22 protein-coding genes are annotated in these 24,431 nt (G+C 33.4%); 5 read left to right on the forward strand and 17 right to left on the reverse strand.

Features of this window, described 5'->3' with window-relative positions:
• Position 1: 1 nt before the first annotated feature.
• The 3 genes from SB689_RS21455 to SB689_RS21465 are packed head-to-tail and all read right to left on the reverse strand — an operon-like array spanning position 2 to position 4,189.
• Positions 2 to 1,267: a DUF2851 family protein gene (locus SB689_RS21455; RefSeq protein ID WP_410694125.1), complete on the reverse strand. Its 1,266-nt coding sequence runs from the start codon at positions 1,265 to 1,267 to the stop codon at positions 2 to 4.
• 26 nt (positions 1,268 to 1,293) lie between these two features.
• Positions 1,294 to 2,442 carry an N-acetyl-alpha-D-glucosaminyl L-malate synthase BshA gene (gene bshA / locus SB689_RS21460; RefSeq protein ID WP_066752650.1) on the reverse strand — a complete coding sequence of 383 codons (1,149 nt, stop codon included), beginning with the start codon at positions 2,440 to 2,442 and terminating at the stop codon, positions 1,294 to 1,296.
• Positions 2,443 to 2,446: 4 nt separating this feature from the next.
• Positions 2,447 to 4,189, reverse strand: a complete 1,743-nt coding sequence (locus tag SB689_RS21465) for a glycoside hydrolase family 3 protein (protein WP_410694126.1) — start codon at positions 4,187 to 4,189, stop codon at positions 2,447 to 2,449.
• Between the two features lie 115 nt (positions 4,190 to 4,304).
• Between SB689_RS21465 and SB689_RS21470 the strand changes: the two genes are divergently transcribed.
• Entirely contained in the window at positions 4,305 to 4,832 is a 528-nt protein-coding gene (locus SB689_RS21470; RefSeq protein WP_410694127.1) for a hypothetical protein, read from the forward strand.
• A gap of 74 nt (positions 4,833 to 4,906) precedes the next feature.
• Here SB689_RS21470 and ribA read toward each other — a convergent pair whose 3' ends face one another.
• The 8 genes from ribA to SB689_RS21510 all read right to left on the reverse strand — a co-directional run bounded on the left by ribA (position 4,907) and on the right by SB689_RS21510 (position 11,962).
• Complete coding sequence (ribA, locus tag SB689_RS21475; RefSeq protein WP_410694128.1) at positions 4,907 to 5,503, reverse strand: GTP cyclohydrolase II; 597 nt, start codon at positions 5,501 to 5,503, stop codon at positions 4,907 to 4,909.
• Positions 5,504 to 5,528: 25 nt separating this feature from the next.
• On the reverse strand, positions 5,529 to 5,987 hold the full coding sequence (locus SB689_RS21480; protein WP_410694129.1) for a hypothetical protein: 459 nt from the start codon (positions 5,985 to 5,987) through the stop codon (positions 5,529 to 5,531).
• On the reverse strand, positions 5,984 to 6,595 hold the full coding sequence (locus SB689_RS21485) for a DUF4254 domain-containing protein (protein ID WP_410694130.1): 612 nt from the start codon (positions 6,593 to 6,595) through the stop codon (positions 5,984 to 5,986). The genes SB689_RS21480 and SB689_RS21485 overlap by 4 nt, the downstream gene beginning before the upstream one ends.
• 15 nt (positions 6,596 to 6,610) lie before the next feature.
• Positions 6,611 to 6,820 carry a twin-arginine translocase TatA/TatE family subunit gene (locus tag SB689_RS21490; RefSeq protein WP_066752633.1) on the reverse strand — a complete coding sequence of 70 codons (210 nt, stop codon included), beginning with the start codon at positions 6,818 to 6,820 and terminating at the stop codon, positions 6,611 to 6,613.
• Between the two features lie 31 nt (positions 6,821 to 6,851).
• Complete coding sequence (locus SB689_RS21495; RefSeq protein WP_410694131.1) at positions 6,852 to 8,411, reverse strand: peptidoglycan DD-metalloendopeptidase family protein; 1,560 nt, start codon at positions 8,409 to 8,411, stop codon at positions 6,852 to 6,854.
• Complete coding sequence (locus SB689_RS21500; protein ID WP_410694132.1) at positions 8,408 to 9,253, reverse strand: DUF4292 domain-containing protein; 846 nt, start codon at positions 9,251 to 9,253, stop codon at positions 8,408 to 8,410. Before SB689_RS21500 ends, SB689_RS21495 begins: the two co-directional genes overlap by 4 nt.
• A gap of 108 nt (positions 9,254 to 9,361) precedes the next feature.
• Positions 9,362 to 10,378 carry a sugar phosphate nucleotidyltransferase gene (locus SB689_RS21505; RefSeq protein ID WP_410694133.1) on the reverse strand — a complete coding sequence of 339 codons (1,017 nt, stop codon included), beginning with the start codon at positions 10,376 to 10,378 and terminating at the stop codon, positions 9,362 to 9,364.
• A 156-nt stretch (positions 10,379 to 10,534) separates the two neighbouring features.
• Positions 10,535 to 11,962: an oligosaccharide flippase family protein gene (locus tag SB689_RS21510; protein ID WP_410694134.1), complete on the reverse strand. Its 1,428-nt coding sequence runs from the start codon at positions 11,960 to 11,962 to the stop codon at positions 10,535 to 10,537.
• Between the two features lie 202 nt (positions 11,963 to 12,164).
• On the opposite strand from SB689_RS21510, the gene SB689_RS21515 reads away from it, so the two are divergent.
• On the forward strand, positions 12,165 to 13,502 hold the full coding sequence (locus SB689_RS21515) for a dihydroorotase (RefSeq protein ID WP_410694135.1): 1,338 nt from the start codon (positions 12,165 to 12,167) through the stop codon (positions 13,500 to 13,502).
• A gap of 167 nt (positions 13,503 to 13,669) precedes the next feature.
• On the opposite strand, the gene SB689_RS21520 is transcribed toward SB689_RS21515, so the two are convergent.
• The 5 genes from SB689_RS21520 to SB689_RS21540 all read right to left on the reverse strand — a co-directional run bounded on the left by SB689_RS21520 (position 13,670) and on the right by SB689_RS21540 (position 20,628).
• Positions 13,670 to 14,566 (reverse strand): helix-turn-helix domain-containing protein, encoded by an 897-nt coding sequence (locus SB689_RS21520; RefSeq protein ID WP_066752618.1) that lies wholly within the window; start codon positions 14,564 to 14,566, stop codon positions 13,670 to 13,672.
• A 188-nt stretch (positions 14,567 to 14,754) separates the two neighbouring features.
• Positions 14,755 to 15,756 carry an aldo/keto reductase gene (locus SB689_RS21525; RefSeq protein ID WP_410694136.1) on the reverse strand — a complete coding sequence of 334 codons (1,002 nt, stop codon included), beginning with the start codon at positions 15,754 to 15,756 and terminating at the stop codon, positions 14,755 to 14,757.
• A 315-nt stretch (positions 15,757 to 16,071) separates the two neighbouring features.
• Entirely contained in the window at positions 16,072 to 18,369 is a 2,298-nt protein-coding gene (locus SB689_RS21530; protein WP_410694137.1) for a GH92 family glycosyl hydrolase, read from the reverse strand.
• A gap of 316 nt (positions 18,370 to 18,685) precedes the next feature.
• The gene (locus tag SB689_RS21535; RefSeq protein WP_410694138.1) at positions 18,686 to 19,366 is read right to left on the reverse strand and encodes a response regulator transcription factor; all 681 of its coding nucleotides are present in this window, start codon (positions 19,364 to 19,366) and stop codon (positions 18,686 to 18,688) included.
• Between the two features lie 17 nt (positions 19,367 to 19,383).
• Complete coding sequence (locus tag SB689_RS21540; RefSeq protein WP_410694139.1) at positions 19,384 to 20,628, reverse strand: sensor histidine kinase; 1,245 nt, start codon at positions 20,626 to 20,628, stop codon at positions 19,384 to 19,386.
• A gap of 169 nt (positions 20,629 to 20,797) precedes the next feature.
• On the opposite strand from SB689_RS21540, the gene SB689_RS21545 reads away from it, so the two are divergent.
• The 3 genes from SB689_RS21545 (at position 20,798) to SB689_RS21555 (ending at position 23,459) form a co-directional block, all read left to right on the forward strand.
• On the forward strand, positions 20,798 to 21,208 hold the full coding sequence (locus SB689_RS21545) for a DUF1573 domain-containing protein (protein WP_410694140.1): 411 nt from the start codon (positions 20,798 to 20,800) through the stop codon (positions 21,206 to 21,208).
• Between the two features lie 342 nt (positions 21,209 to 21,550).
• Positions 21,551 to 22,432 carry an SDR family oxidoreductase gene (locus tag SB689_RS21550; protein WP_410694141.1) on the forward strand — a complete coding sequence of 294 codons (882 nt, stop codon included), beginning with the start codon at positions 21,551 to 21,553 and terminating at the stop codon, positions 22,430 to 22,432.
• A 199-nt stretch (positions 22,433 to 22,631) separates the two neighbouring features.
• Positions 22,632 to 23,459, forward strand: a complete 828-nt coding sequence (locus SB689_RS21555) for an endonuclease/exonuclease/phosphatase family protein (protein ID WP_410694142.1) — start codon at positions 22,632 to 22,634, stop codon at positions 23,457 to 23,459.
• 31 nt (positions 23,460 to 23,490) lie between these two features.
• On the opposite strand, the gene SB689_RS21560 is transcribed toward SB689_RS21555, so the two are convergent.
• Positions 23,491 to 24,321 carry a DUF3658 domain-containing protein gene (locus SB689_RS21560; protein ID WP_410694143.1) on the reverse strand — a complete coding sequence of 277 codons (831 nt, stop codon included), beginning with the start codon at positions 24,319 to 24,321 and terminating at the stop codon, positions 23,491 to 23,493.
• Between the last annotated feature and the right edge of the window lie 110 nt (positions 24,322 to 24,431).

The following is a 24,431-nucleotide window of genomic DNA, read 5'->3' on the forward strand; positions in this document are numbered from 1 at the left end:
TTTAGGTTTCTTTTAAAAGTTTAAATCCAATACTGCAATTTAAGCAATTTTTTTCTTCACAGGAATTTTTATAGAGATAAATCAAGCTCTGACTTTCTAAGGCATTTTTAGTTTTTAAACCAAGATTTTTCCATTGATCAATAATTGAATTTTTTTCTGATGAAATATTCGTGTAAAATGCTAAGATCTCATCATTGATCTCTTCATTATGATATTTATGATAGGTGTATTTTAAAGGAAGAATTGCATTTAAAATAATTAATTCAATGAAATCTTTAGTCAAAGTTTTAGGTTGATTGACTGTTGATATTTTCCTGAAATTAAAATGGGTATCCCAATATTCAGAAGCTTTTACATTTTTAAAAATTTCAAATAATTCATCAAAGCTTTTCGCGAAAATTACTTTTGAAAATAAGTTATGATGCTGATTATAAAGGTTTGCCAATTGCGACAAACGAATGGTCGGGAAATTAGGAGGTCTTAATCTTAGAAATTTTGGACGAAATTTTAATTCTGAAATATTAAATTTAGCTTTAATAAAATCAAACTCTCGCTTCCAGATTTGCATTTTGTCGTCTTCTGGAACGTCTAACCAATCTGAAATCCCGAAGAATAATGCTTCAAGCTGAGTTTCGTTTTGCTTGATTTTATTGATGGTTGTGAAGTTGATACTTTCTGCAATTTGTTTAAAAATAAAAGCATTTACTTTTAAGCCAAAAGAGTAGGCGAGGTGATGAAAAAGTACGGCTTCGAAATTATTTTTATAGAGTTCTAAACTTTTTTCTATTTCTAAAGATTTTTGTTGAAGCTTTTTGAGAACATTTTCTTCATGAAAATTGACAGGAATTTTTTTTACATCAAAAATATTTTCACAAGGAATAAATTGATTTTCGCTGACCAATTTTTCATATTTCCAAAGAATATTTTTATCGATGAAACTTTTCAATTCCAGTGTTGGAGTGTTTTTACTTTTCAATTCATCAATATCAGTATCGTTTTGGAATACGACGTGAAGAATGATGTTTTGATAATTGGGATCTTTAGAATGGTTGTGGAAAATCCAGTCGGAGGATTTTACGTGAAGTTCGATGTTTCCAGCAAAAATTACATTGTTGATTTTAATTTTCGCCAATAAAAAATCGGGTCCGGAATCGGTATTCCATTTGCCGAAATCTAATATTTCAACGGAATTTCCTTCAATATCCTTGAAGTCAAAATTTTTGAAAATCTTAAAGTTCCAAAGATATTGAAGTAGTTTTTCCGTCATGAGTGTCTTACAAATATAGCAGACTGCTATACTTTAGACAACTCCTTTTTAAAATTTTCTATCGTTGTTCTATACATTTCTTCATATATAGGAAGAATGTTTTTCAAATCGAATTTTATTGCCTGTTCTTTCGCGTTTTTCTTCATTTGGGTTAAAAGTTCCTCGTTGCTCAATAATTTGATCGTGTAGTTGCTCATCGCTTCTACATTTCCAATTTCGGCTAAAAAACCTGTCTCTCCCTGAATGTTAACTTCCGGAATTCCACCTGCATTTGAGCTAATAACCGGAGTATTTGCCGCCATCGCTTCTAACGCTGCCAAACCGAAACTTTCCTGTTCAGAAGGCAATAAAAACACGTCTGAAAGCTGAAGAATTCTGTAAAGATCATTCACTTTTCCTAAAAGACGAATTTTCGAGATCAAATCTGGATTTTCTTCTAAAAACTGATTAACTTTTTCCATATCCGGACCTTCTCCGATAATGATCAGTTTAGATTTTACTTTTTTCTGAACATTTTTAAAGATCTGAAGAACCTCTTCTACACGTTTTACAGGACGTAAATTGGAAACGTGAATCAATATTTTTTCGTCAGGATTCGCAAATTGCGTTCTCTGACAATCACTTGGTTCATCAAATTCAGAATTATCAATAAAATTGGTAATCACCTGAATCTCTTTTTTTATCTTGAAAAATTGTAAAGTATCTCTTTTTAAACTTTCAGAAACAGAAGTGATCGCGTCTGATTGGTTAATTGAGAATTCTACCGCATGTTTGTAACTTGGATGTTGCCCAACAAGTGTAATATCCGTCCCGTGAAGCGTTGTTACCAATGGAACGTCGTTGTTGTCCTCCTGTAACATTTGCTTAGCCGTAAACGCTGCGTAAGCGTAAGGAATCGCATAATGAGCGTGAAGCAAATCCAGTTTATAAAGATTTACGACACGGTAAATCATCGAACTTAACGCAATATCATAAGGCTGATATTGGAAAAGCGGGTAAGTCTGAACATTTACTCTGTGAAAGAAAATATTCGGATTGGTGATGTCTAGTCTTGCGGGAAGCGCGGAACTGATGAAATGTACCTCATAGCCTTTGTTGGCTAGCGACATTCCCAGTTCTGTAGCTACAATTCCGCTTCCGCCGTATGTTGGATAGCAAAGTATGCCTATTTTCATTAGTTTATTGTTGTTTTTTGGATGTTGTAAACACTGTTGAACTTACTTTTGTACTGGAAGCGGAAGTTGGGTTTAAATCAATTCCCATTCCTGCTTTCAAATTATCATTTACTGAAACAGGAAGTCTGCCCCAGATTTTTGTTTTTCCGTTGAATGCGTTGGCTGTTGCAGTCGTTGAATCATCATTGTTTTCGTAAGAAACGAGAACGGTGGAAACTTTTGAAATATCAATGTCCTTCAAAGCATAGGCACTTCCGAAAACATTTAAAATTATTTTTTGATTTTTCGTTAAATCAGATAAAACTTTTTTAGAAGCTTCTGATATTTTATAAGGTTTGTAAGCTGTTGAATTGTCTTTATGAAAACCTACAATTACAGTAGAATTCTTTGGAATTGAATTAATTTCTCCAGCTTTTTTAATAGTTATATTTGAACCTAATTGATTCGCAAATGTCTGATAAGGCGCTTCTTCCAAAGGAACATAATAGACTTGTTTTCCATTCAATGGAAGCAGTTTTTTATCATCTTTTATTAATGTTAAAGCGTTTGCGTAAAGGTTTTGAACTAAATTTTTATGTGAATCATTATTAAGATCTTGATTAACATTTTCAGGATTTTTTGGAGTGTATTGAGTCAATCCTAAATAATATTTTGTCAATAAAATTTTCTTTACACTTTCTTCAACTCTAGATTGAGGAATTTCTCCATTATCAATTGCTTTTTGGATTAATTTTTTACCGTTAGCTACACCTTGAGAAAACAGCATAATATCGTTTCCAGCTTTGAAAGCCATTGCATCTAGTTCTCCTGGGTTATATTTATTGGCTACAGCTCCCATGTTCAGAGCATCTGTGATGATTAAACCTTTGTAACCTAATTTTTCTTTCAATAAACCTGTAATAATATTTTTAGAAACCGAAGCTGGAATTCCTTTTCCTGATTCTAAACTTGGAACGTACAAGTGCGCCACCATAACACCGCCGATTCCTTTATTCATCAATGCTTTGAATGGTGCTAATTCAATACTATTCAATCTTTCTAAACTATGAGAAACTACGGGAAGATCAAGGTGCGAATCTGTACTCGTATCACCATGCCCCGGAAAATGCTTTATTGCAGCAAGAATATTGTTATTTTGAAGACCGTTTGAATAAGACAATGCTGAATTAATTACATTATCAACCTCAGAACCGAAACTTCTGTTTCCGATGATCGGATTATTTGGATTTGTATTCACGTCAACAACTGGCGCAAAGTCCCAATTGATGCCCATTCTGTGGCAGTCTTCGGCTATTTTGGCAGACATCTGCTCAATTAAATTTTTATCCTGAATCGCTCCCAAAGTCATTGCCCAAGGGAATTTATGTGCGGTTGCAATTCTTTGGTATAAACCCCATTCTGCATCCATCCCAATCATTAATGGGATTTTAGATTTTTGCTGAAATTCATTAACCAAATTGATTTCTCTTGCTGCATCATCCTGCATCAGAATCAAACCACCAATTTTATCATTTAAAACAATATTTCTTACCTGATTGATATGGTTATCGTCTTTATTGGTATATAAAGCAACAATGAAAAGCTGACCTAATTTTTCATCCTGAGAAAGAGATTTGTATGTTGTATCAACCCATTGATTGGCTTTGTTTATGTCTGCTTGGGAAATATTTTTAGGCTGGTATTGCGCTGTAATTTTTGTGCCAATACATAAGAATGCAAAGAGGGAAATATAAACTACTTTCTTCATGACTTTTTGAATATGAACAAAAATACAATTAAAAAAATGATGAAAACAAAGTTTTTGAGTTTTTTGGTATATGTTTTGAATAAGCCATATCAATAATAAATTAAACTTTTATAAAATGAAAAAATTTCTTCCAATTTTACTATTAGCTTTTGTGAGCTTATTCATATTTAGCTGTGATAATAATGATGATGTTGACAGCGATACTGTTGCTGTAATGAAAGACGCTACAGGAACATTTTCAAGTGGAAATAACTTTACACTTGGATTAGATATTAATATTGAAGGTACAGATGTAGTTTTAGTATACAGAAGAGTAGGGAATGTTTGGCAAATTATACCTAAAACATATTATTTAGATGATGTTCAAAACTTGCCAACAGGTAGAGAGTTAGATTATAATTTCGATTTTACATCTCAGGATGTTGAAATTAGAACTACTGCTAACTTTAATCAGGCAACTCAGATGACAGGGACAGAAACAAATCAATATTTAACAAATCAGACATTTAGAATTGTACTTGTTCCTGCTAATGCTGCTGGAAAAGCTTCTAAATCTGCAAGTGTAGATTATAACGATTACAACGCTGTAGTTAAATATTACAATCTTAATGATTCTAATGTTAGCAACACTAAAGTAAATTAAGAATATCTTTTCAATTTTTTATAATTAAAAGGCTCCGGAAGAATTTCTTTCGGAGCCTTTGCTTTTATTAAGTTTTAATTATCGTTGTCATCAAGAAGATGTCCAAAATAATCTTTCTTTGTTTGTAAGTATTCTTTACTATTCTCGTTAGCCGGAATCTGTAAAGGTATCCTTGAGTTAAGATGAATATTACTTTTCTCAACATGCTTCACCTTTTCAGGATTGTTTGTAAGTAAGTTGATATCTTTTACATCTAATATATTTAGGATCTCAATGGCTACTTCAAAGTTTCTGTCGTCTGCCGGAAGTCCTAGTTTTAGGTTGGCTTCTACGGTGTCAAAACCTTTTTCCTGAAGAGAGTAAGCTTTAAGCTTATTGATGATTCCTATATTTCTCCCTTCCTGTCGAAGGTAAATTATCATTCCTCCATTTTCATGGGTATATTTCATTGCGGCATCGAGTTGCTGCCCGCATTCACATTTTTTTGAATGGAAAACTTCTCCGGTAATACATTCTGAGTGGAAACGTACATTTACAGGCTTAGAAAAGTCTGTGTTTTCGGCAATAATAGCCATGTGAGGCATCCAATCATTTTCATTTTCAGAGAAAGCAATCATTCGGAAACTGCCGTGTTCTGTAGGAACGTTGGCCTCCGCCTGAATTTTAATCATTAAAGCTCAATTGTTGTTTGTTGTTTTAATTTCCTTTTAAGGAATCTTCGATAACGGTGATATTGGTTTTTAATCTTACCAAATATCTGTTAAGTACTTCGTCATCATCTTTGTTAAGAGTCTGTCTCAGTTTCTGAATTTTTTTATAAGACTTTTCGAAGCTTTTAATAGATCTGTTTTTTCCTGACACATTGCTTGCATCGATTGCATAAAGATAGTTCTGCAAACTGTATTTCAAGTTTGTAACTTCTTCATTCAAATCTGCATTTTTAAACTTAGGAAAAGTTGAAATTAGGTTAGAGATCTCAGATGCATTTACATTTTCTTTAATGTTGATGTCTATGCTTTTCTTTACTCCTCTATCAGAATCTGAACCTTTGGCTTCGCTATAAAAATTATTAGACAGCGGAGAAAAATTTAATTTTTCCGTTGCGCAGGAAGTTGTTAGAATTATTAGTACTCCGAAAAAAAATAGTCGTTTCATTTTTGCCCCTTTTGATAAAGGATTGGGTTAAGACTATCATCGTTGTACATTTTCATTTGTTTGTACACTTTCATCTTAACGTTACCGTTCTCAATATCAGTAAGCAACTGATTAATAGAAGTAAACAGATCTTCTTTCTGGTCTAGAAGCACATCTAGTTTTGCCTGGCAATTCTGGCGGTGCTCTTCAGAAGCGGATTCTCTGTTGGCTTCTAATGACATGTGATAAACCTTTAATGCAAGAATCGACAATCTGTCTACAGCCCAAGCGGGAGTTTCAGTATTGATTTTTGCATCAGATTTAGGAGTTATATTTTCATACTTTGTAAGAAACCAACTGTCTATAAATTCCACTAAATCAGTTCTTTTCTGATTAGAAGCATCGATAGTTCTCTTTAATTGAAGAGCTTCGGTCGGGTCTATATTCTCATCTCTAATAATATCTTCCAAATGCCATTGAACGGTATCAATCCAGTTCTTTGCATACAAAATTCGTTCCAAACTATCTTTTTCGAACGGGTTATTAATTAGAGTGTTAACGTCATCAAGCACGTGATAATCTTCAATAGAAGTATTAAAGACTTGCCATGCAATCTCTGTAAAGTTCATTAATTCTGTAGAATTTTAGTTGCTGGTAGGGTTATTATCAGTAGAAGATTTCTTTTCAGAACCTGGTTTGTCTTCTTCTTTTACCGCATCTTTAAATTCTTTGATACCCGAACCAACACCTCTCATTAATTCCGGAATTTTTTTACCTCCAAAAAGTAACACAAGAAGTACAGCTACGATAAGGATATGTTGCCAAGATAAGGCTAATATTGTTAGTGTTTGCATTGCTTAATTTTTTACAAAGTTAATCTATTTTTTAATAGGAAACCCAACCTAATGGATCAACTGGTGTAGTTCCGCTCCATACCTGGAAATCAAGGGTGTAAGATCCGTCAAAATCCTGACCTACAACACCTACCGGAGTGCCTGCTGAGACCTGTTGTCCCTTAGAAACATTTACACCACCTAAGTTGGAATAGATTGTAAAATAGCTTCCATGTTTGATCATAACGGTTTTTGTACCGTCACTATTAGCCAAGATTGAAGAAACTGTTCCCGGGAATACAGATTTTGCACGTGTACCTGAAGGCACGGATATCTTGATCCCATTGTTTTCTTCAACAATATTTTTGAAAACCGGGTGAGGCTGCCTTCCGAATCGGTGGGTAATCTGCCCTTTATCTACAGGGAAACCTAGTCTTCCTCTGTTTTCTGCGAAATTATTTCCTGCAACTGTAGAATTTACCCCGAAGTTGGTCATTACTTTGGTTTCTGCAGCTTTTTTCTCGTCGTCTTTTTTCTTTGTTAGTGCAGCTTCTGCAGCTCTTGCAGCGATCAATTTGTTTGATGCTTCTCTTGCTCTTGCATTGGCTTCTTCCGACGCTTTAGTAGCAGCTATTTTTCTTTCAGCATCTTTTGCATTAGCTTCTGCTCTTGCGGCTTCTTCTGTACGTTTCTTTTCTTCTGCAGCTCGTTTTGCAGCTAATTCTGTTGCTCTTTTAGCTTCTGCTTCTGCCAGCAATCTTTCTTTTTCTAATGCTTCTGCTCTCGCTCTGTTTTCAGCTTCAATTCTAGCCTTTTCTCTTTCTGCAGCGATTTTTGCAAGACGTATTTTTTCAGCTTCTGCTTTTCTTCTTGCTTCTTCTTCAGCTTTTGCGATTCTGATTTCTTCAGCAATAATAGATCTGATTTGCCCTTCAAGAGCTTTAGACTGAGTTTGTTTTTGCTTAAGTTCAACCGTTAACTGAGATTCATTTTTCTTGAATTCTGCTACAAGTTGTTCTTTCTGAGCTCTTTCAGCATTGATTGTAGTTAAATCTTTTTGTTGATTAACTAAAAGCTGCTCTTTATCTTTAATAGATTTTTGTCTTTGGGTAATGGTATTTTTTATCTTGGCTGCAGCATTTGAAATTTCAGCAGCTTTTTTATCTTGATAATCAGCGTATTGTTTTAAATATTGAACCCTTCTGATTGCTTCTCCCATATTTTTGGCAGAAAGAATAAAAGTTACCTTATTTTGTACTCCCTTATTTTTATAGGCATTTACCAAAACTTCAGCGTAATTCTTTCTGAGAATCGCTAATTCTTTGTTTTGACGGTTAATTTCCAACTGACGAAGGTAAATATCATCCTCAATAAAACGTTTTTCTTTCTGAGTATTAGTATATACTTTTTCTCTTAAAACTAATTTTTTATTGACGTTGGTAAGGTATGCTATAGAAAGCTTAGATTCGCTTCTTGTTTTAGCTAAATCTGAATTTATTTGTGCAATTTGTTTTTTAAGGTCAGCATTCTGGCTTTGTAATTGCTCTTTTTTTTGCCCATATTGCAATGAGAACAGCAAAATACCTATTAAAAAGCTAAATTTTTTAATCATTTAATTTCAATTTTCTTATAACTGGATGGTACTGAATACGGTGTTTCCATCGGGGAAAAGTCAAATTTCGTATTTTCTAGTAAAATCTGACTGCTTTTTGACCCTTTTATAATTATTTTAACATTTTTAGGTAAACGAATTCCATTATATTCATCCCAATTGCTGTAAGATATTTCTAATTCATCAGGAGATAAAACATCTTTTAAATTTACATTCAATAAATCATAATTCGTATCATACTGCAAGGTAATTTTATATTCTCTTGTTTTTTCATCAGTGACGATCTTTTGATTTCCATTGGATGTCATTTTAAATCCCTGAGCGTTTTTGGTAAGGGTAAACTGAGAATCACTGATCTTTACAAACGTTCTTCCCATCAATATTTTTTCCAAAGATTTATAATCAATAAAATTGACATTCAATAAGTTGTTAAGATATTCAAAATCTGAATCAATGTAAGATTTACTGGTTCTGTCTAGTCCTTTAACGCCTTCCGGAGTTGCAATTCCTCTTGCTACACCAAGAAATAATGCAGTTAAATTCATCCACACTTTTTTATTGTTTTCAATATAAATGGTAGCGTCAAGAGTCGGAATAAAGCTTCCTGTCTCTACATTTACTTTACTGCTGATTTTTATCTGATCAAATTTTGGTGGAATAATTACATGTTCAAAGAATGTAATTTTATCTCTTACAGGTTCATTGGCGTCTTTAGGATTTCCATCGTCTTTTACTACGATAGTGCTGTCTTGTATGTTGTTGCTGTTCTTTTTAGCGGCATTTCTTGTCTTACAGGACGACAAAACGAGAAGCAGTAAAATTAATGGTATCCAGTTTTTCATGTATTTATCTTTTGGATTAAAATAATACTTTGCAATATTAACGCCAAACCACACAAAACATTTTGTGTGGTTTGAAGATATGTTATTTAAATATAATAATTTATAGTCTTATCTAGATAAAAAATCTAAAACAGAATAATCTCCTAAAGAAATCTCTCTTGAAACTCCAAAATACTGAGCAGAATTTCCAATCATAGAATTAGAAAGGTTTCCGTGGTTGATTCTTGTATTCTCCTGAATCAAAGAGTTCTCAATATTTGAATTAACAACGATCGTATTATTTCCTAAAGAAACTCCAGGACCAACTTTTGAGTTCGAAATTTTCACATTTTCACCAATAAAACAAGGATGAATGATCAGTGAGTTTTCGATAACTGCGGAAGCCGGGTAGGTTGACATTTCTTCAATCTCGTAAGCAAGAATTTTACTGTTTGTTTCTACGGTTGCATTTTTGTTCCCGCAATCCATCCAGTCGTTTACCTTTCCTAGAGAGAATTTTGCACCTTTTGCTCTTAAGTTTTCTAATGCCGTTGTCAATTGATATTCTCCACCGTTTTTAATATCATTATCCATGATATAATTGATCTCGCTCATCAATTTTTCAGCACTGTTAAAGTAATAAATACCAATAATTGCTAAGTCTGAAACGAAAGTAGTTGGTTTTTCAACAAAATCAGTAATAAAACCATAATTATCTAATTTTACAACACCAAAAGCAGACGGATCTTCTACGCTTTTTACCCAAATTACACCATCTGAGTTTTTATCTAAAACAAAATCTGCACGGAAAAGCGTGTCTGCAAAAGCAATCACAACGTCTCCTGTCATGGAAGCTTCTGCACATTTGATAGCGTGAGCCGTTCCGAGAGGATCATTTTGATAATAAATGCTTCCTTTTGCACCTAGTTTTTCAGCGATATGAAGTAATGATTTTTCGATTTCAGGACCAAAATCTCCGATGATAAAAGCAACTTCTTCAATTTCTTCTCCAGCAACTTTTGCAATATCTTCTACCAATCTTTGAACGATCGGTTTTCCTGCGATAGGAATAAGAGGTTTTGGAACAGTTAATGTATGTGGACGTAATCTGGAACCGCGTCCAGCCATAGGTACTATAATTTTCATTTATATAATTCTAAGTGTTTTATTATTTAAGTATTTTTTATTTGTCGGCTAAAGATAATAATTAAAACTATTGTTATTCGTAATATTTATCAGCTTTAGTGAGTTTGTTTAATTTTTAAAAACAGAATTGATTACTATCAAAAGAGAGACCAATTTTTAGCTTTTTTTGATTCGGGAGAGGATCATATCTTTTTCGGAGTAAAATAAAATTCCAATGAAAATTATGAATAATAGATTACTCATTAAGATATTATAGTTAAGATATTTCACAATGATAAAACTGAAAACACCAAGTAATATCAGGAAGAAAGACATTTTTTTCATTCTATAAGGTATCGGATAATATTTCTGACCTAATAGATAAGATACAATCATCATGATGACATAAGCTCCAAAAGTAGCCCATGCGGAACCAATCATACTGTGGAAATATTTTAACGCTAAAAGGTTCAATGCAATATTGATCCCTGCTCCAAGCCAAGAAATAATCGTTCCAACACTTGTTCTATCTGTTACTTTATACCAAGTTGAAAAGTTATAGTAAATTCCGAAGCAAAGATTGGCTAGGACAATAATTGGGATAATATCTATCGCGATCCAATAAGATTTGTTAGGAATAAAAACGCTTTTTAACCAAGAAATATTCGCAATAATTCCTAGTGCAACAGCGCAGGCAAAAAATGCAAAATATTCAGCAACTTTTGCATACGTTTTTTTAGAATCGCCTTTGTCCATTTGTTTAAAAAAGAAAGGCTCAATACCCATTCTGTAAGCGGTAACAAATAGTGTCATCAAAACGGCTAATTTGTAACAACCGCCATAAGCACCGGCCTCTTCATCTGATATAAGACCTTTTTGAATCGATTTGTCGAAATTCTCATTAACCATAAATGCTAAACCAGCTAACATCAATGGGAATGAATATTTGATCATTCGCCTAAACAAAGAAGTAATGAATTGAAATCTTACCTTTACTATAATCGGAAGCAATAATAAAAACCCTAATGCACTTCCCGCAAGATTACTAAAGAAGGGATAATCTACATTTTGGTCTAGTCCAAAGCTTCTTGAAATACTTTGTGGAATCCAGAAAAATAACGCAGCCGTAAAAATTGCCTGAAATATAGCTTGAACGATCCTTACTACTGAATATTTTATTGGTTTATTATGAAAACGTAACCAAGCAAAAGGTATCACTAATAAATTATCAAAAAATGCAATTAAAGCGAACCATTTAATGTATTCAGGATTATCATGATATCCGGCATAATCTGCTAACTGCTGATTAAATAAATAACACAACGCAAGGAAAACAGTAGAGGTTGAAAATAAAAACCAAAAAGAAGTATTGAAAGTTTTTTTCTCATTTCCTTCTTCTGCAGAAAATCTAAAATAAGCTGTTTCAAAACCAAAAGAAAGTATGATGTTCACAAACGAAATCCATGCGTAAAGCTGTGTGAAAGTAGCAAAACCTTCATTGGGAATTTTATAAATCAAAAGTGGATTAAGAATAAATAAAATAATTCTTGGCGCAATTGCACCTACTCCGTATATGATTGTCTGCCCTAATAGTTTCTTATACAATGTCGAAATTTTTTCTGCAAATGTAAATATTTAGAAATAGATTTTTGTGAACGATCTTAAAATTCATTCATAAACCTTAATTTTGCTTTTATGTAGAAGCTAGAAATTAGAGGTTAGAAATTAGTGATGAAAGATTCGCATAATTTTTAACTAAAACTTTTTCTAACTTCTAATGTCTAACATCTAATTTCTAAAAAAATAAATGAAGACCTTAATCAAAAATGTAAAAATCGTTAACGAAGGCCAGATCTTTGAAGGTGATATTTTAATTGAAAATGATTTAATTTCTAAAATAGATTCCAATATCTCGGAAGAGGCTGATCAAATTATTGAAGGTGAAGGAAAATATCTTTTGCCGGGAGTGATTGATGATCAGGTGCATTTCCGTGATCCGGGATTGACTCATAAAGGAGATATTGAAACTGAATCTCGTGCTGCCATCGCTGGCGGAATTACAAGTTTTATCGATCAGCCAAATACTGTTCCGAATGCCGTTACGCAAGAATTGTTAGCTGATAAATATGAAATAGGTTCTCAGAAAGCATATGCTAATTACGGCTTTATGATGGGCGGAACCAATGATAATCTGGAAGAAGTGTTAAAAACAAATCCAAGAAATGTTCCCGGAATTAAGTTGTTTTTAGGTTCTTCAACAGGAAATATGTTGGTCGACAATCCTGAAACATTAGAAAATATTTTCAGTAATACAAAAATGCTGATCGCTGTTCATTGCGAAGATGAAGCGACCATCAGAGCAAATACTCAACAATATATGGATGAATACGGTGAAGATATTCCTGTGAAATTCCATCATTTAATCAGAAGTGAGGAAGCTTGTTATAAATCTTCATCAAAAGCAATTGAATTAGCACAGAAGACAGGAGCAAGACTTCATGTTTTCCATCTTTCAACTGCAAAGGAAATGGAACTTTTCAGAAATGATATTCCTTTAAAAGATAAAAAAATAACGGCAGAAGTTTGTGTTCATCACTTAACTTTCACGAATGAAGATTACGATACAAAAGGCGGATTAATCAAATGGAATCCTGCTGTAAAAACGCAAAAAGACAAAGATGCACTTTGGGAAGCTTTGTTGGATGACAGAATTGATGTGATCGCAACAGACCACGCGCCTCACACCTGGGAAGAAAAACAAAATGTATATACAAAATGTCCTTCGGGAGCGCCTTTGGTTCAACATTCCCTGGTTGTGATGCTGGAAAACTATATCAATGGAAAAATTTCATTAGAAAAAATTGTTGAAAAAATGTCTCATAATCCTGCGATTCTGTTCAGGATTGAAAAAAGAGGTTTCGTAAGAGAAGGGTATAAAGCTGATTTAGTTCTAGTTGATTTAAATGAAAACTGGACAGTTGCCAAAGAAAACATCCTTTACAAATGCGGCTGGAGTCCCTTGGAAGGAACGAACTTCCATTCCAAAGTTACCCACACTTTTGTCAACGGAAATCTGGTGTATGATAACGGAAAAATTAATGATACAAAATTCGGAGAGCGATTGCTTTTTGAAGTTCAGGAATAAATTATAACAAACTAATTATATCAATATAAGCGGGCTTTAGCCCGCTTTTTCATTTAATATTCAAAATTGGCTTTAGCCAAAACATAATTTTTCTCTCGCAGATTTTGCAGATAATGCAAATATTTAAACACTATCATCTGTGAAAATCTGAGAAATCTGTGGGAGATTTAATTAAAAGACTGTCGAAATTCCAACGGCGACATATTCGTTTTCTTTTTAAATAGAGTAGAAAAAGACTGAGAATGTTCAAATCCCAATTCATAAGCAATTTCGCTTACCGAAAGTTCAGTCGTCGAAAGCTTTTCCTTTGCTTTACTGATTAGCTTTTCGTGAATATGCTGTTGTGTATTTTGTCCCGTATGAACCCGCAAAAGATCACTTAAATAATTAGCAGAAAGATTCATCGCTTCAGCAATTTGATGAACCGTTAAAAGTCCTTTATCAGAAGATTCTTTATCAAAATAATCATTCAAAAAAGATTCAAATTTCGTCAAAAGCTGATGACTTCCACTTTTTCGGGTAATAAATTGTCTTTCATAAAAACGCTTCGAATAATTCAGTAACAATTCAATCTGTGACAAAATAATTTCCTGCGTATGATGGTCGATATGCAGACATTCCTTATCGATTTTATTCATGATTTCAAGCAAATCATTCTCTTCATCTTCAGACAAATGCAAGGCTTCATTTACAGCATACGAGAAAAATCCATAAGAAGAAATCGTCTTTGCCAACGAATGCTTCAACAGAAAATCTTCATGAAAAATAAGCAGATAACCCGTATTTTCACAATCCATCGTCTGCAAATCCAGATACTGAACCTGATTGGGCGCTGTAAAACTCAAAACACCCTTGTCATAATCATAATGTTGCTGACCGTATTTTATTTTCCCCTTCGCATTTCGTTTCAGGGCGACACAATAATACCTGCTCACAAAACCTTTCCAGACATCATCTTCAATAAAAACACTTTCATGAAGGTTAATGACACTTACCATCGGATGTTTTGGTTCAGGAAGTGAAAGCAACCTGTGAAATGCCGAAATAGATTGTATCGTGTTCATAATTTTTAAACTTTTTTAACTTTTATGGCGCCTTTTTCCGTCTTCCACTCCCGCTTTTTTGTTCCGCTTCGCTCCACAAAAAGAACTCCGTTCAAGCCGGGGCGCGATCGTATTGCGCTTTAATATAAACCTCATAGGTTTCAAAAACGTATGAGGTTTGAGTTATTTTCAACAATTAAAGTTACAAATTAATAATCCAAAAGTCCCATTCCGAATTCGTCATACGTTGCTCCGGTGTCTGTACCCAAAGGTACGATACTTTCCAGCTTTTGTAGATCAGCTTCACTTAGAACAATTTTACTTGCTTCAATATTCTGTTCTAGGTATTTTCTTCGTTTCGTTCCCGGAATTGGAATAATTCCTTTGCTGATAATCCAAGCTAATGCCAGTTGAGAAGAAGTGATGTCCTTTTCCTTTGCCAGATCTTCAATCGCTTCTACCAATTCAATATTTTTATGGAAATGTTCCCCTTGAAAACGTGGAATTCCTCTTCGGAAATCATTTTCAGGCAGATCATCAATAGAACGAATTTGTCCGGATAAAAATCCTCTTCCTAAAGGTGAATATGCTACAAAACCAATTTCCAATTCGTTCAACGTTTTGATTACGCCCTTTTCTTCAACCGTTCTTTCAAAAAGAGAAAATTCACTTTGTAAAGCTGTAATTGGATGAACAGCATGTGCTTTTTTCACAGTCTCAGAAGAGACTTCAGACAAACCGATATAACCTATTTTCCCTTCTTTAACCAAATCACTCATCGCTTCTACCGTTTCTTCAACTGGAGTGTTTTTATCGAGACGGTGCATGTAATACAAATCAATGTAATCAGTTTTTAGATTTTTAAGAGAACGTTCGACAGATTTTTTTACATAATCTTTAGTTCCGTTAATTTTCCATGTTACTTGGTCGTTATCATCAATTTCCCATCCGAATTTTGTTGCGATAATATATTGATCTCGATTACCTTCAATAGCTTTTGCTATCAATTGCTCATTTTTGAAAGGTCCGTACAAATCTGCGGTGTCCAGAAAATTACCTCCCAATTCTAAAGAACGGTGAATCGTTGCAATAGCTTCTTTCTCATCGGTTTTACCATACATATCTGCATCTCCAAAACCTGTCATTCCCATACACCCCAAACCGATATTCGGAATTATTAATCCTTGATTTCCTAATTTTACTTTGTCCATATTCTTGTTGTTGATTTTATAATACAAAATTGAACAGAAATTAAGAATCGGGTGTATGCAAAACCATGATTGTCGTATTCAAATTACGGATTGTATTTTTTCAATTAAAAAAAATATACACAATCATCTGTGAAAATCCGTGAAATCCGTGGGATAGTTTTATATAATATTTGTTATTCCGCAGGAATCTAAACAATGTAACTAAAGCTATGCTTAGATTCCACGCTCCCCTGCGTTCCGCTCTGAATGACAGCTTTGCAGATTTTATTTGTGAAAATTAGTGTAAAATATTAGTGTTATTTGTGTTTAAACAAATCATTTTTTAGCTTTAGAACTCATATAAAAACTCAATTTTCCGCCATTCATAATCTCAGAATGCTTCAATGTAAAGTTTTTTATTTCTTTTCCATTGAGAAGAATTTTTTCAACATATACATTTTTCGGACTTTGATTAATCGCTTCAACTTCAAACGTTTTTCCGTTTTCTAAATTCAGAACGGCATGATCTACAGCTGGACTTCCAATCGCATAGTCTTCCGAGCCCGGAGCAACAGGATAAAAACCAAGCGAACTCAAAATATACCACGCACTCATTTGTCCGGTATCGTCATTTCCGCCTAATCCATCGGGAGTGGCTTTATATTGCATTTCTAAAATTCGTCTGATCTGCGCCTGAGTTTTCCACGGTTGCCCAGCCCAATTATAAAAATAGGCAACATGATGAGCCGGTTCATTTCCGTGAACGTAACCGCCAATAATTCCTTCTCTTGTAATATCTTCTGTATCTGCAAAAAACTCATCTGGTAAATGCATTGTGAATAACTCATCTAATTTTGAAGCAAATTTTTTCTTTCCACCCATCATTTTAATTAATTCATCCGGATTTTGAGGAACGAAGAAACTGTAATTCCAAGAATTTCCTTCAATGAAACCTTGTCCGTGCGTACTCAGTGCATTAAAATCTTTTTTGAAACTTCCATCCGCTAAGCGAGGACGCATAAATCCGATGGTTTTATCAAAATTGTTTTTCCAGTTTTCAGAACGTTTGATGAATTGATTGTAAACTTCTGTTTCACCTAAATGTTTTGCCAATTGAGCAATCGCCCAATCGTCATAAGCATATTCTAAGGTATTGGAAACCGAAGTCCCACTTTTTTCTGCAGGAATATATCCTAAATCAATATATTGTCCGATGCCTTCATAATCTTTTTTGTTGGCTGTTTCAACGCAAGCCATTAGCGCAGCTTTTGCGTCACCGTTATAATTTCCTTTAATAATAGCATCGGCAACCACGCTCACACTGTGATAACCACTCATACACCAATTATCATTCGCATAATGAGACCAAATAGGTAACATTTTCATTGAGAATTGATCATAATGAGCCATCATCGACTTCACCATATCTCCATTTCTTTTAGGTTGAATAATGTTAAAGAAAGGATGAAGCGCACGATAGGTATCCCAAATCGAGAAGGTAGTATAATTCGTAAAACCTTCTGCTTTGTGAATATTTTGATCTAAACCTTTATATTCTCCATTGACATCTGTATACGTTGTTGGATTAATAAAAGTGTGATACATCGCAGTATAGAAATTTGTCTTTTCAGCTTCAGAACCTTTAATGACAATTTTATTTAATTCTTTATTCCAAGTTTCCTGAGTTTTTGCTTTCACCTCATCAAAAGATAGATTACCAACTTCTTTTTCTAAATTTTCTAGTGCATTCACTTGACTTACGGGTGAAATTGCCAATTTAACTTCAATGGCTTCATTTTCATTTGTATCGAAATCAAAGTACATTTTCAGATTCTTTCCAGCTATCTCCGGAAAGTTTTTAGTCTGGTCAAATTTTCTCCAGAAACCATTATAAACTTGCTTCCCGTCATAATTTTTCTGACCATAAGATTTAAATGGTTTTGAAAATTTCATGGCAAAATAAACCGTTCTAGTTCTTGCCCAACCATTCGTTTGTCGATAACCTGTAATGGTATTTCCGTTTTCTACTCGAACATACGTCCAGACATTTTTACCCCCATAATTGTAAATTCCGGCCATCAAATCTAAAATAATATGAGCTTGATCAGACTTTGGGAATGTGTAGCGATGAACTCCGACTCTCATTGTGGCGGTTAATTCAGCTAAAATATTATGATCATCAAGCTTCACTTTGTAATATCCTGCTTCTGCTTTTTCGTTTTGATGAGAAAATCTACTTCTGTAGCCACTTTCAGGATTTGAAGCGGTTCCTGGATTCAACTGTAATTTTCCAACCGTTGGCATTACGAGGAAATCTCCTAAATCGGAATGTCCTGTTCCGCTAAAATGGGTAGAACTGAAACCTACAATCGTTTTGTCTTCGTAACGATATCCGGCACAATATTTATAAACATCGCCATTGTATTTTCCGTTGAGTTCATAAGAAATGGTATCTGTTTCCGGACTTAATTGAACAGCTCCAAAAGGGGCCGTTGCTCCGGGATAGGTGTGTCCCATTTTTTCAGTTCCAATCAATGGATTTACATATTGATAGAGCTTTTCGAATTGTTGAGCTTTAAGATGTAAACTAAATAATAAAAATAATAGAAAAACAGAAGTTCCCGAATTTTTCATGGATAAGTAAATTTTCGAATGATAAAAGTAATCAAAATCAAAGAATAATTATTATTTAAAAAAAGCTGTTTATTTTAACCACAAAAGAGACAAAAGATTAACACTTTAGTGTTTTTAAGTTAATTATTAAACTGCTAATAAGAGCACATAAGTTTTTAAAAAAATCTTTGATTTTTATTCTTTTGAGTGGCTTTTGCTTTCTAATGATAAAACACAATGGTTAAATCTGCAGAGAGCTTTTGTACCTTTTGCGGTTAAATTTTCAATGAATTTAAGATTTAGAGATAAAACAAAAATGTAGTAAATTATTGAAAGGCTATTTTTCAGAAAACCTAAAACCTATTCCGTGTAGATTTTCAATAATTACATTTTGTTCATCAGCCAATAATTTTCGCAATCTTGAAATAAATACATCCAAGCTCCGTCCCATAAAGTAATCGTCATCTCCCCAAATTGCTTTAAGGATGTCTTGTCTTTTTACAACGCTGTTTTTATGATTGATAAAATATAATAACAGTTCAGATTCTCTTTGGGTAAGGGTAATCGTATTTAGTGAATCTTGTAAAGTATAGTTTCTAGGATCGAAGTCATATTTTCCGACCTTATATTTTGATGGAGTGGTGTTTGTTTTCTTTGAACGTTTTAGAAAAACTTCAATTTTTAGAATAAGCTCTTCAATACTGAAAGGTTTTACCAAATAATCGTCTGCGCCAATTTTCAAACCTTTAATTCTGTCTTCTTTCAAAGCTTTCGCAGAAATAAAAATAATGGGGATCTCAGAGTTTTTATCGCGAATGTATTGTGCTAATTCAAACCCATTTAATTCGGGCATCATAATATCTAAAAGGCAAATATCAAAAATTTTGGTATTGAATGCTTCCAATGCCGATTTTCCATCAGGATAACAATCTATATCATAATAACTCTCCAAGCTATCCTGAATCAGGAAAGCGATTGTATTGTCATCTTCTGCATATAAAATTTTAGATTTTTCCATGGTTTGCACTGATATTTTTAAGACGGTAAAAATAGAGTTATCGTAATTCCTTCATCTTTATTGTTTTCCACTGAAATTTTCCAATTATGTTGCTGAACGATCTTTTTTACGTAAAATAAACCTAATCCAAAACCGTTTACCTCATCACTTTTTTTTGTATTTACTCTGTAAAATTTATCAAAAATATGAGGGATATTTTTAGGTGGAATTCCCATCCCGTTATCTTTAAATTTTAAATATAAACCTTTTGAATCTTTAAAGGAAGAAATTATAATAGTAGGTTTCGTTTCGCAGTATTTGATGGAGTTGTCTAAAATGTTATAAATGATATTTGTAAAGTGAAATTCATCAGCAATGATTGAAATATTACTGTCAATTTCTATTTGAATAGAAAGATTTTCATTTTTTTGTTTTATCGTATCGACAATTTCCTGAATGAAAGGCAATAAAATTATTTTCTGAGGTTTTAATGACAGTCCGGAAGCATCATTTTTAGCGATATTCAATATTTTTTCAATATGATTATTAAGCTTATAACCCTGATCGGTAATGATAGAAGTGTAGGTCTGTAGCTTAGGGTTTTCCTTAATGAGTTCTTGCTTTGTGAGCGCTTCTGAAGCCAAAAGTATAGAAGAAAGAGGAGTCTTAAACTCATGTGTCATATTATTGATAAAATCACGCTGCAGCTCAGAGAATTTTTTCTGTTGGATAATAGTATAAATAGAATAAACATATACCAAAAGAATGATAATAAGAGCAAAGGTGAGTAAATACCAAAAACGTAATGAACTGATCAGATACGTCGTTTTATCGGGAAAGCGTATAGAAAAATAATAGACTAAATTTTTATGTTTTGGAAATTTAATAGCCATATTTGGACTTTCCTGATGCTTAGAAACATATTTTCCATACATCATTCTATCACTTTGGCAATTGTATAATGCGTAAACATAATCGGTATTTATCTGTAAACGAGTGAATTCTGTTTTCAAATAATATTCCAATACTTCGGGATGAAATTCATTATTAATATTAACCACATAATAGTCGTTGGAAATATTCTGAACCGGATTTTCACTAAAAGAAGTTTTTCCTCCGGATAATTTTTCCACGACTTCGAGTAAAGCAATATTTACGGTTTGGTTAAATTTTTCATCCTCAATATTATAGGCTTGTCTTGTCCATAGAAGTTGGGCTATCAAAATTCCGATAATAGCGACAAAGCCGAGGGTAATAATAATATTGAGTTTCTTTATTTCCATTTAATGAAGCAATATTATCCAAAAATATCTATTAATCTTTTATCATTAACAACTTATTAACAAATGTTTGATAGCGGTTAACATGTTGAAATAACAATCAGCTTTACATTTGTTATATCAAAAAATAATAATTGTTTTTTATATTTAACTATTAATAAAATTTATACTCATGAAAAATTTAAAAATTACAGCTCTTTTAGCAGTGTTAGCATGTTCTCCATTTTATGCAAATGTATTTCCTACTGAAGGAACTCCTGTTGTGAGAACAATTAAAGCTGATATCACATGGAAATCAGAATCTATTGACGTTGGAAATATTCCTCAGGGAAAACCAAAATTGATCAGATTTGAATTTACAAATACATCTAAAAAGCCAATTGTTATCGAAAATGTAGCACCATCTTGTGGATGTACTACAGCAGATTACACTAAAACTCCTATTCTTCCAGGAAAAAAAGGATTTGTAGAAGCTAGTTTTAATGCTGCAGCTGCAGGTCCATTCATGAAAACGGTTAACGTTACAACAAGCGAAAGCAAAACTCCTAAAACACTTTCGTTTAAAGGAACTGTTACTGCATAATTAATTTAATCTTGTTCAATATAAAAGCAGCCTGATAATTTATTGTCAGGCTGTTTTTTGTTTTTATTTGAAGCTTTTTCCCGCTTTCCGCACTCGCTATTTTTCAGGCTTCGGGTTTCGGCGGCGAAGCCGCCGAAACCCGAAGCCTGAAAAATGAGCTCAAACAAAGCTGCAATCGGGGCTAGGGTTGCAGTTTCCCATTTAAAAATTTGGTGAAAAATTACCAATTCTTTTGCGATAAAGACTATAAAATGTAAAACAGTTATTTATAGCATCATTTCTTGATTTATTTTAAAGCATTACATTTTAATATTTGTTATTTTTAGGAAAAATTAAAACAATATGAATCTATATACACAACCGATGTTGCGTGAAGATGCACTGAAAGATAAAGTAGCCATCGTTACAGGCGGTGGAAGCGGTCTAGGAAAAGCAATGACCAAATATTTCCTTCAATTAGGTGCAAAAGTGGTCATCACTTCCAGAAATTTGGAGAAATTACAAGGAACTGCAAAAGAATTAGAAGACGAAACGGGCGGAAAAGTTCTTTGTGTTGCATGTGACGTAAGAAACTGGGATGAGGTAGAAGCGATGAAAGAAGCTGCTTTGAAAGAATTCGGAAGAATTGATATTCTATTAAATAACGCAGCCGGAAACTTCATCTCTCCAACAGAAAGATTAACACATTCTGCTTTTGATTCTATTTTAGATATTGTGTTGAAAGGAACAAAAAACTGTACACTTTCCATCGGAAAACATTGGATTGATTCAAAAACTCCGGGAACAGTTTTAAATATCGTAACGACTTACGCTTGGACGGGTTCTGCTTATGTCGTTCCATCCGCTTGCGCAAAAGCAGGCGTCTTAGCCATGACAAGATCTCTTGCTGTAGAGTGGGGGAAATATAACATCCGATTCAATGCAATCGCGCCAGGACCATTCCCAACGAAAGGAGCTTGGGACAGATTGCTTCCGGGAGATATGAAAGATCAATTTGATTTAGCGAAGAAAAATCCGCTTAAAAGAGTAGGAGAACATCAGGAATTAGCGAATCTTGCCGCTTATCTGGTTTCTGATTTTTCATCTTTTGTGAATGGAGAAGTAGTAACCATCGACGGTGGTGAATGGCTACAAGGCGCAGGAGAGTTCAATATGCTGGAAGATATTCCGCAGGAAATGTGGGATGCGCTGGAAGCAATGATAAAAGCAAAAAAGTCAAACTAAAAATTATAAATTATAACTGATGAGTTAATTTTGCTTATTGCTTATTGCTTATTGCTTATTGCTTATTGCTTATTGCTTATTGCTTATTGCTTATTGCTTATTGCTTATTGCAAGAATTAACATAATAATTATACATCTAAAACTTCTCTCTCACGGAGAAGTTTTATTTTTGTGTCTTATTAATTTAAAATAGATGAATATGAATTTCAGATTTTCAATGGTATTGCTGATGTTTTTTGCGTTGGGATTTTCGCAGGATCTAAAAGTGATGAGTTTCAACATCAGGCTTCAGGTAGAATCGGATAAGGAAAACGCCTGGACAGTGAGAAAACAAGATGCAGTAGATTTATTAAATTATTATCATCCGGATTATTTCGGAGTTCAAGAAGCGCTTCCCGAGCAGATGAAAGATATCAAAAACGGATTGAAAAATTATGATTATGTAGGTGTCGGAAGAGAGGATGGCAAAGAAAAAGGAGAGTTTTCGGCTATATTTTATGATACAAACAGACTTCAGGTTGTAAATTCAGGAACATTTTGGCTTTCTGAAACGCCTGAAAAACCGTCAAGAGGTTGGGATGCTGCTTTGAACAGAATTTGTACTTATGCTGTTTTTAAAGATAAAAAATCAAAGAAAGAATTTTTAGCAATGAATCTTCATTTTGATCATATCGGAAATGTGGCAAGAGTAAAGTCTGCAGATTTAATTCTAAAGAAAATCAAAGAAATCAACCCTAAAAATTTACCGGTAACATTGACTGGTGATTTTAATTTAACAGATGATTCTGAACCCATTAAAATTCTTTCACAAAATATGAAGGACAGTTTTTATAATTCAGAATCAAAACATTATGGCCCTGTTGGTACTTTTACAGCTTTCAATGTAAATGAAGTTCCGAAAAACAGAATCGACTATATTTTTGTAAAAGGATTAAAGATAAAATCTCACCGACACATCAATGACAGAAGAGAAAACTTGTTGTATCCTTCCGATCATTTTCCGGTCTTGGTAGATTTACAGTTTTAATGAAATACTTAAATTAAAATAAAAATGAGCTTTATTCTACGGGATGAAGCTTATTTTTTCTGATTTCTAAATCTCGCATTATCGACAGATCACCTTGATATTCTAGTAGTTGCTGATCGATCAACATATGAGTTCTATACAAAAGATAATAGTCTCCAATCGTAGATTTTTGCTTCCCCATTGTTTCGCCAATTACTCTCGCTGCTTTTTGATAGTCTGAAGTGCAGTTATCTAAAATACTTTGGTCATAATAATCCTCATTTACAGAAATTACACGGTCATCTTGCAATATTCTATTTGTTTTTTGATCTTTTTTCAGTCTTTCCCATTCATTTGCATAAAACGATTTCGTATTTTCATCAATCTCGTTTAAAATATTGAAAACTCCGTCCAGATCTTCCGGATTTTGTATGGCTAAACAATTGGTTCTATAGTCGTTCTTTAACGTTGTTGGCCAATCATCCAGATTGATTTCATATAAATCCCTATTCTTTAAAAGATTACAGTAACGGTATAACATCAGTTTTTCGCCAGCATCACTTCCATGCCAGATAATTAACGGGGTTTCTTTTGGGAAATCAATGCTAAATTCTTTTGATAAATCATTGAAATTTATGCTGTTTTCTTCATTGTTTTCAATTGTTTCAGGTGAACAAACAGCATCGATAGTTTTCCAGTATGAACTGAATTTTTCAAAGTCAGGAGCAGATGTGAAATCATTCAAAGGTCCTGTCGTTAAATCATTATAAATACAGTGAATTTGTATTTTATCCTCGGGGAAATGGGTTTTGAAATAAGATTCTAAATTTCCTCTTCCGGGGTTGCTATACACCAAATGAATTGCCTTTTTAAAATCGATCATACTATTTATATTAAATCAATTAGAAATCTATTATGCAAGTTATAAAATACACTCTTACTGTTTGATAGAATAAAGATAAGAGTTTTTATAATGGAATATATTAATATTAT

Source organism: Chryseobacterium sp. SIMBA_038 (assembly GCF_046535115.1).
GTDB lineage: Bacteria > Bacteroidota > Bacteroidia > Flavobacteriales > Weeksellaceae > Chryseobacterium.

What these genes read in the sequence shown, in the direction of transcription:
- SB689_RS21455 (WP_410694125.1), bottom strand. Translation starts at nt 1,267, where the DNA reads ATGACGGAAAAACTACTTCAATATCTTTGGAACTTTAAGATTTTCAAA.
- bshA (WP_066752650.1), bottom strand. Translation starts at nt 2,442, where the DNA reads ATGAAAATAGGCATACTTTGCTATCCAACATACGGCGGAAGCGGAATT.
- SB689_RS21465 (WP_410694126.1), bottom strand. Translation starts at nt 4,189, where the DNA reads ATGAAGAAAGTAGTTTATATTTCCCTCTTTGCATTCTTATGTATTGGC.
- SB689_RS21470 (WP_410694127.1), top strand. Translation starts at nt 4,305, where the DNA reads ATGAAAAAATTTCTTCCAATTTTACTATTAGCTTTTGTGAGCTTATTC.
- ribA (WP_410694128.1), bottom strand. Translation starts at nt 5,503, where the DNA reads ATGATTAAAATTCAGGCGGAGGCCAACGTTCCTACAGAACACGGCAGT.
- SB689_RS21480 (WP_410694129.1), bottom strand. Translation starts at nt 5,987, where the DNA reads ATGAAACGACTATTTTTTTTCGGAGTACTAATAATTCTAACAACTTCC.
- SB689_RS21485 (WP_410694130.1), bottom strand. Translation starts at nt 6,595, where the DNA reads ATGAACTTTACAGAGATTGCATGGCAAGTCTTTAATACTTCTATTGAA.
- SB689_RS21490 (WP_066752633.1), bottom strand. Translation starts at nt 6,820, where the DNA reads ATGCAAACACTAACAATATTAGCCTTATCTTGGCAACATATCCTTATC.
- SB689_RS21495 (WP_410694131.1), bottom strand. Translation starts at nt 8,411, where the DNA reads ATGATTAAAAAATTTAGCTTTTTAATAGGTATTTTGCTGTTCTCATTG.
- SB689_RS21500 (WP_410694132.1), bottom strand. Translation starts at nt 9,253, where the DNA reads ATGAAAAACTGGATACCATTAATTTTACTGCTTCTCGTTTTGTCGTCC.
- SB689_RS21505 (WP_410694133.1), bottom strand. Translation starts at nt 10,378, where the DNA reads ATGAAAATTATAGTACCTATGGCTGGACGCGGTTCCAGATTACGTCCA.
- SB689_RS21515 (WP_410694135.1), top strand. Translation starts at nt 12,165, where the DNA reads ATGAAGACCTTAATCAAAAATGTAAAAATCGTTAACGAAGGCCAGATC.
- SB689_RS21520 (WP_066752618.1), bottom strand. Translation starts at nt 14,566, where the DNA reads ATGAACACGATACAATCTATTTCGGCATTTCACAGGTTGCTTTCACTT.
- SB689_RS21525 (WP_410694136.1), bottom strand. Translation starts at nt 15,756, where the DNA reads ATGGACAAAGTAAAATTAGGAAATCAAGGATTAATAATTCCGAATATC.
- SB689_RS21530 (WP_410694137.1), bottom strand. Translation starts at nt 18,369, where the DNA reads ATGAAAAATTCGGGAACTTCTGTTTTTCTATTATTTTTATTATTTAGT.
- SB689_RS21535 (WP_410694138.1), bottom strand. Translation starts at nt 19,366, where the DNA reads ATGGAAAAATCTAAAATTTTATATGCAGAAGATGACAATACAATCGCT.
- SB689_RS21540 (WP_410694139.1), bottom strand. Translation starts at nt 20,628, where the DNA reads ATGGAAATAAAGAAACTCAATATTATTATTACCCTCGGCTTTGTCGCT.
- SB689_RS21545 (WP_410694140.1), top strand. Translation starts at nt 20,798, where the DNA reads ATGAAAAATTTAAAAATTACAGCTCTTTTAGCAGTGTTAGCATGTTCT.
- SB689_RS21550 (WP_410694141.1), top strand. Translation starts at nt 21,551, where the DNA reads ATGAATCTATATACACAACCGATGTTGCGTGAAGATGCACTGAAAGAT.
- SB689_RS21555 (WP_410694142.1), top strand. Translation starts at nt 22,632, where the DNA reads ATGAATTTCAGATTTTCAATGGTATTGCTGATGTTTTTTGCGTTGGGA.
- SB689_RS21560 (WP_410694143.1), bottom strand. Translation starts at nt 24,321, where the DNA reads ATGATCGATTTTAAAAAGGCAATTCATTTGGTGTATAGCAACCCCGGA.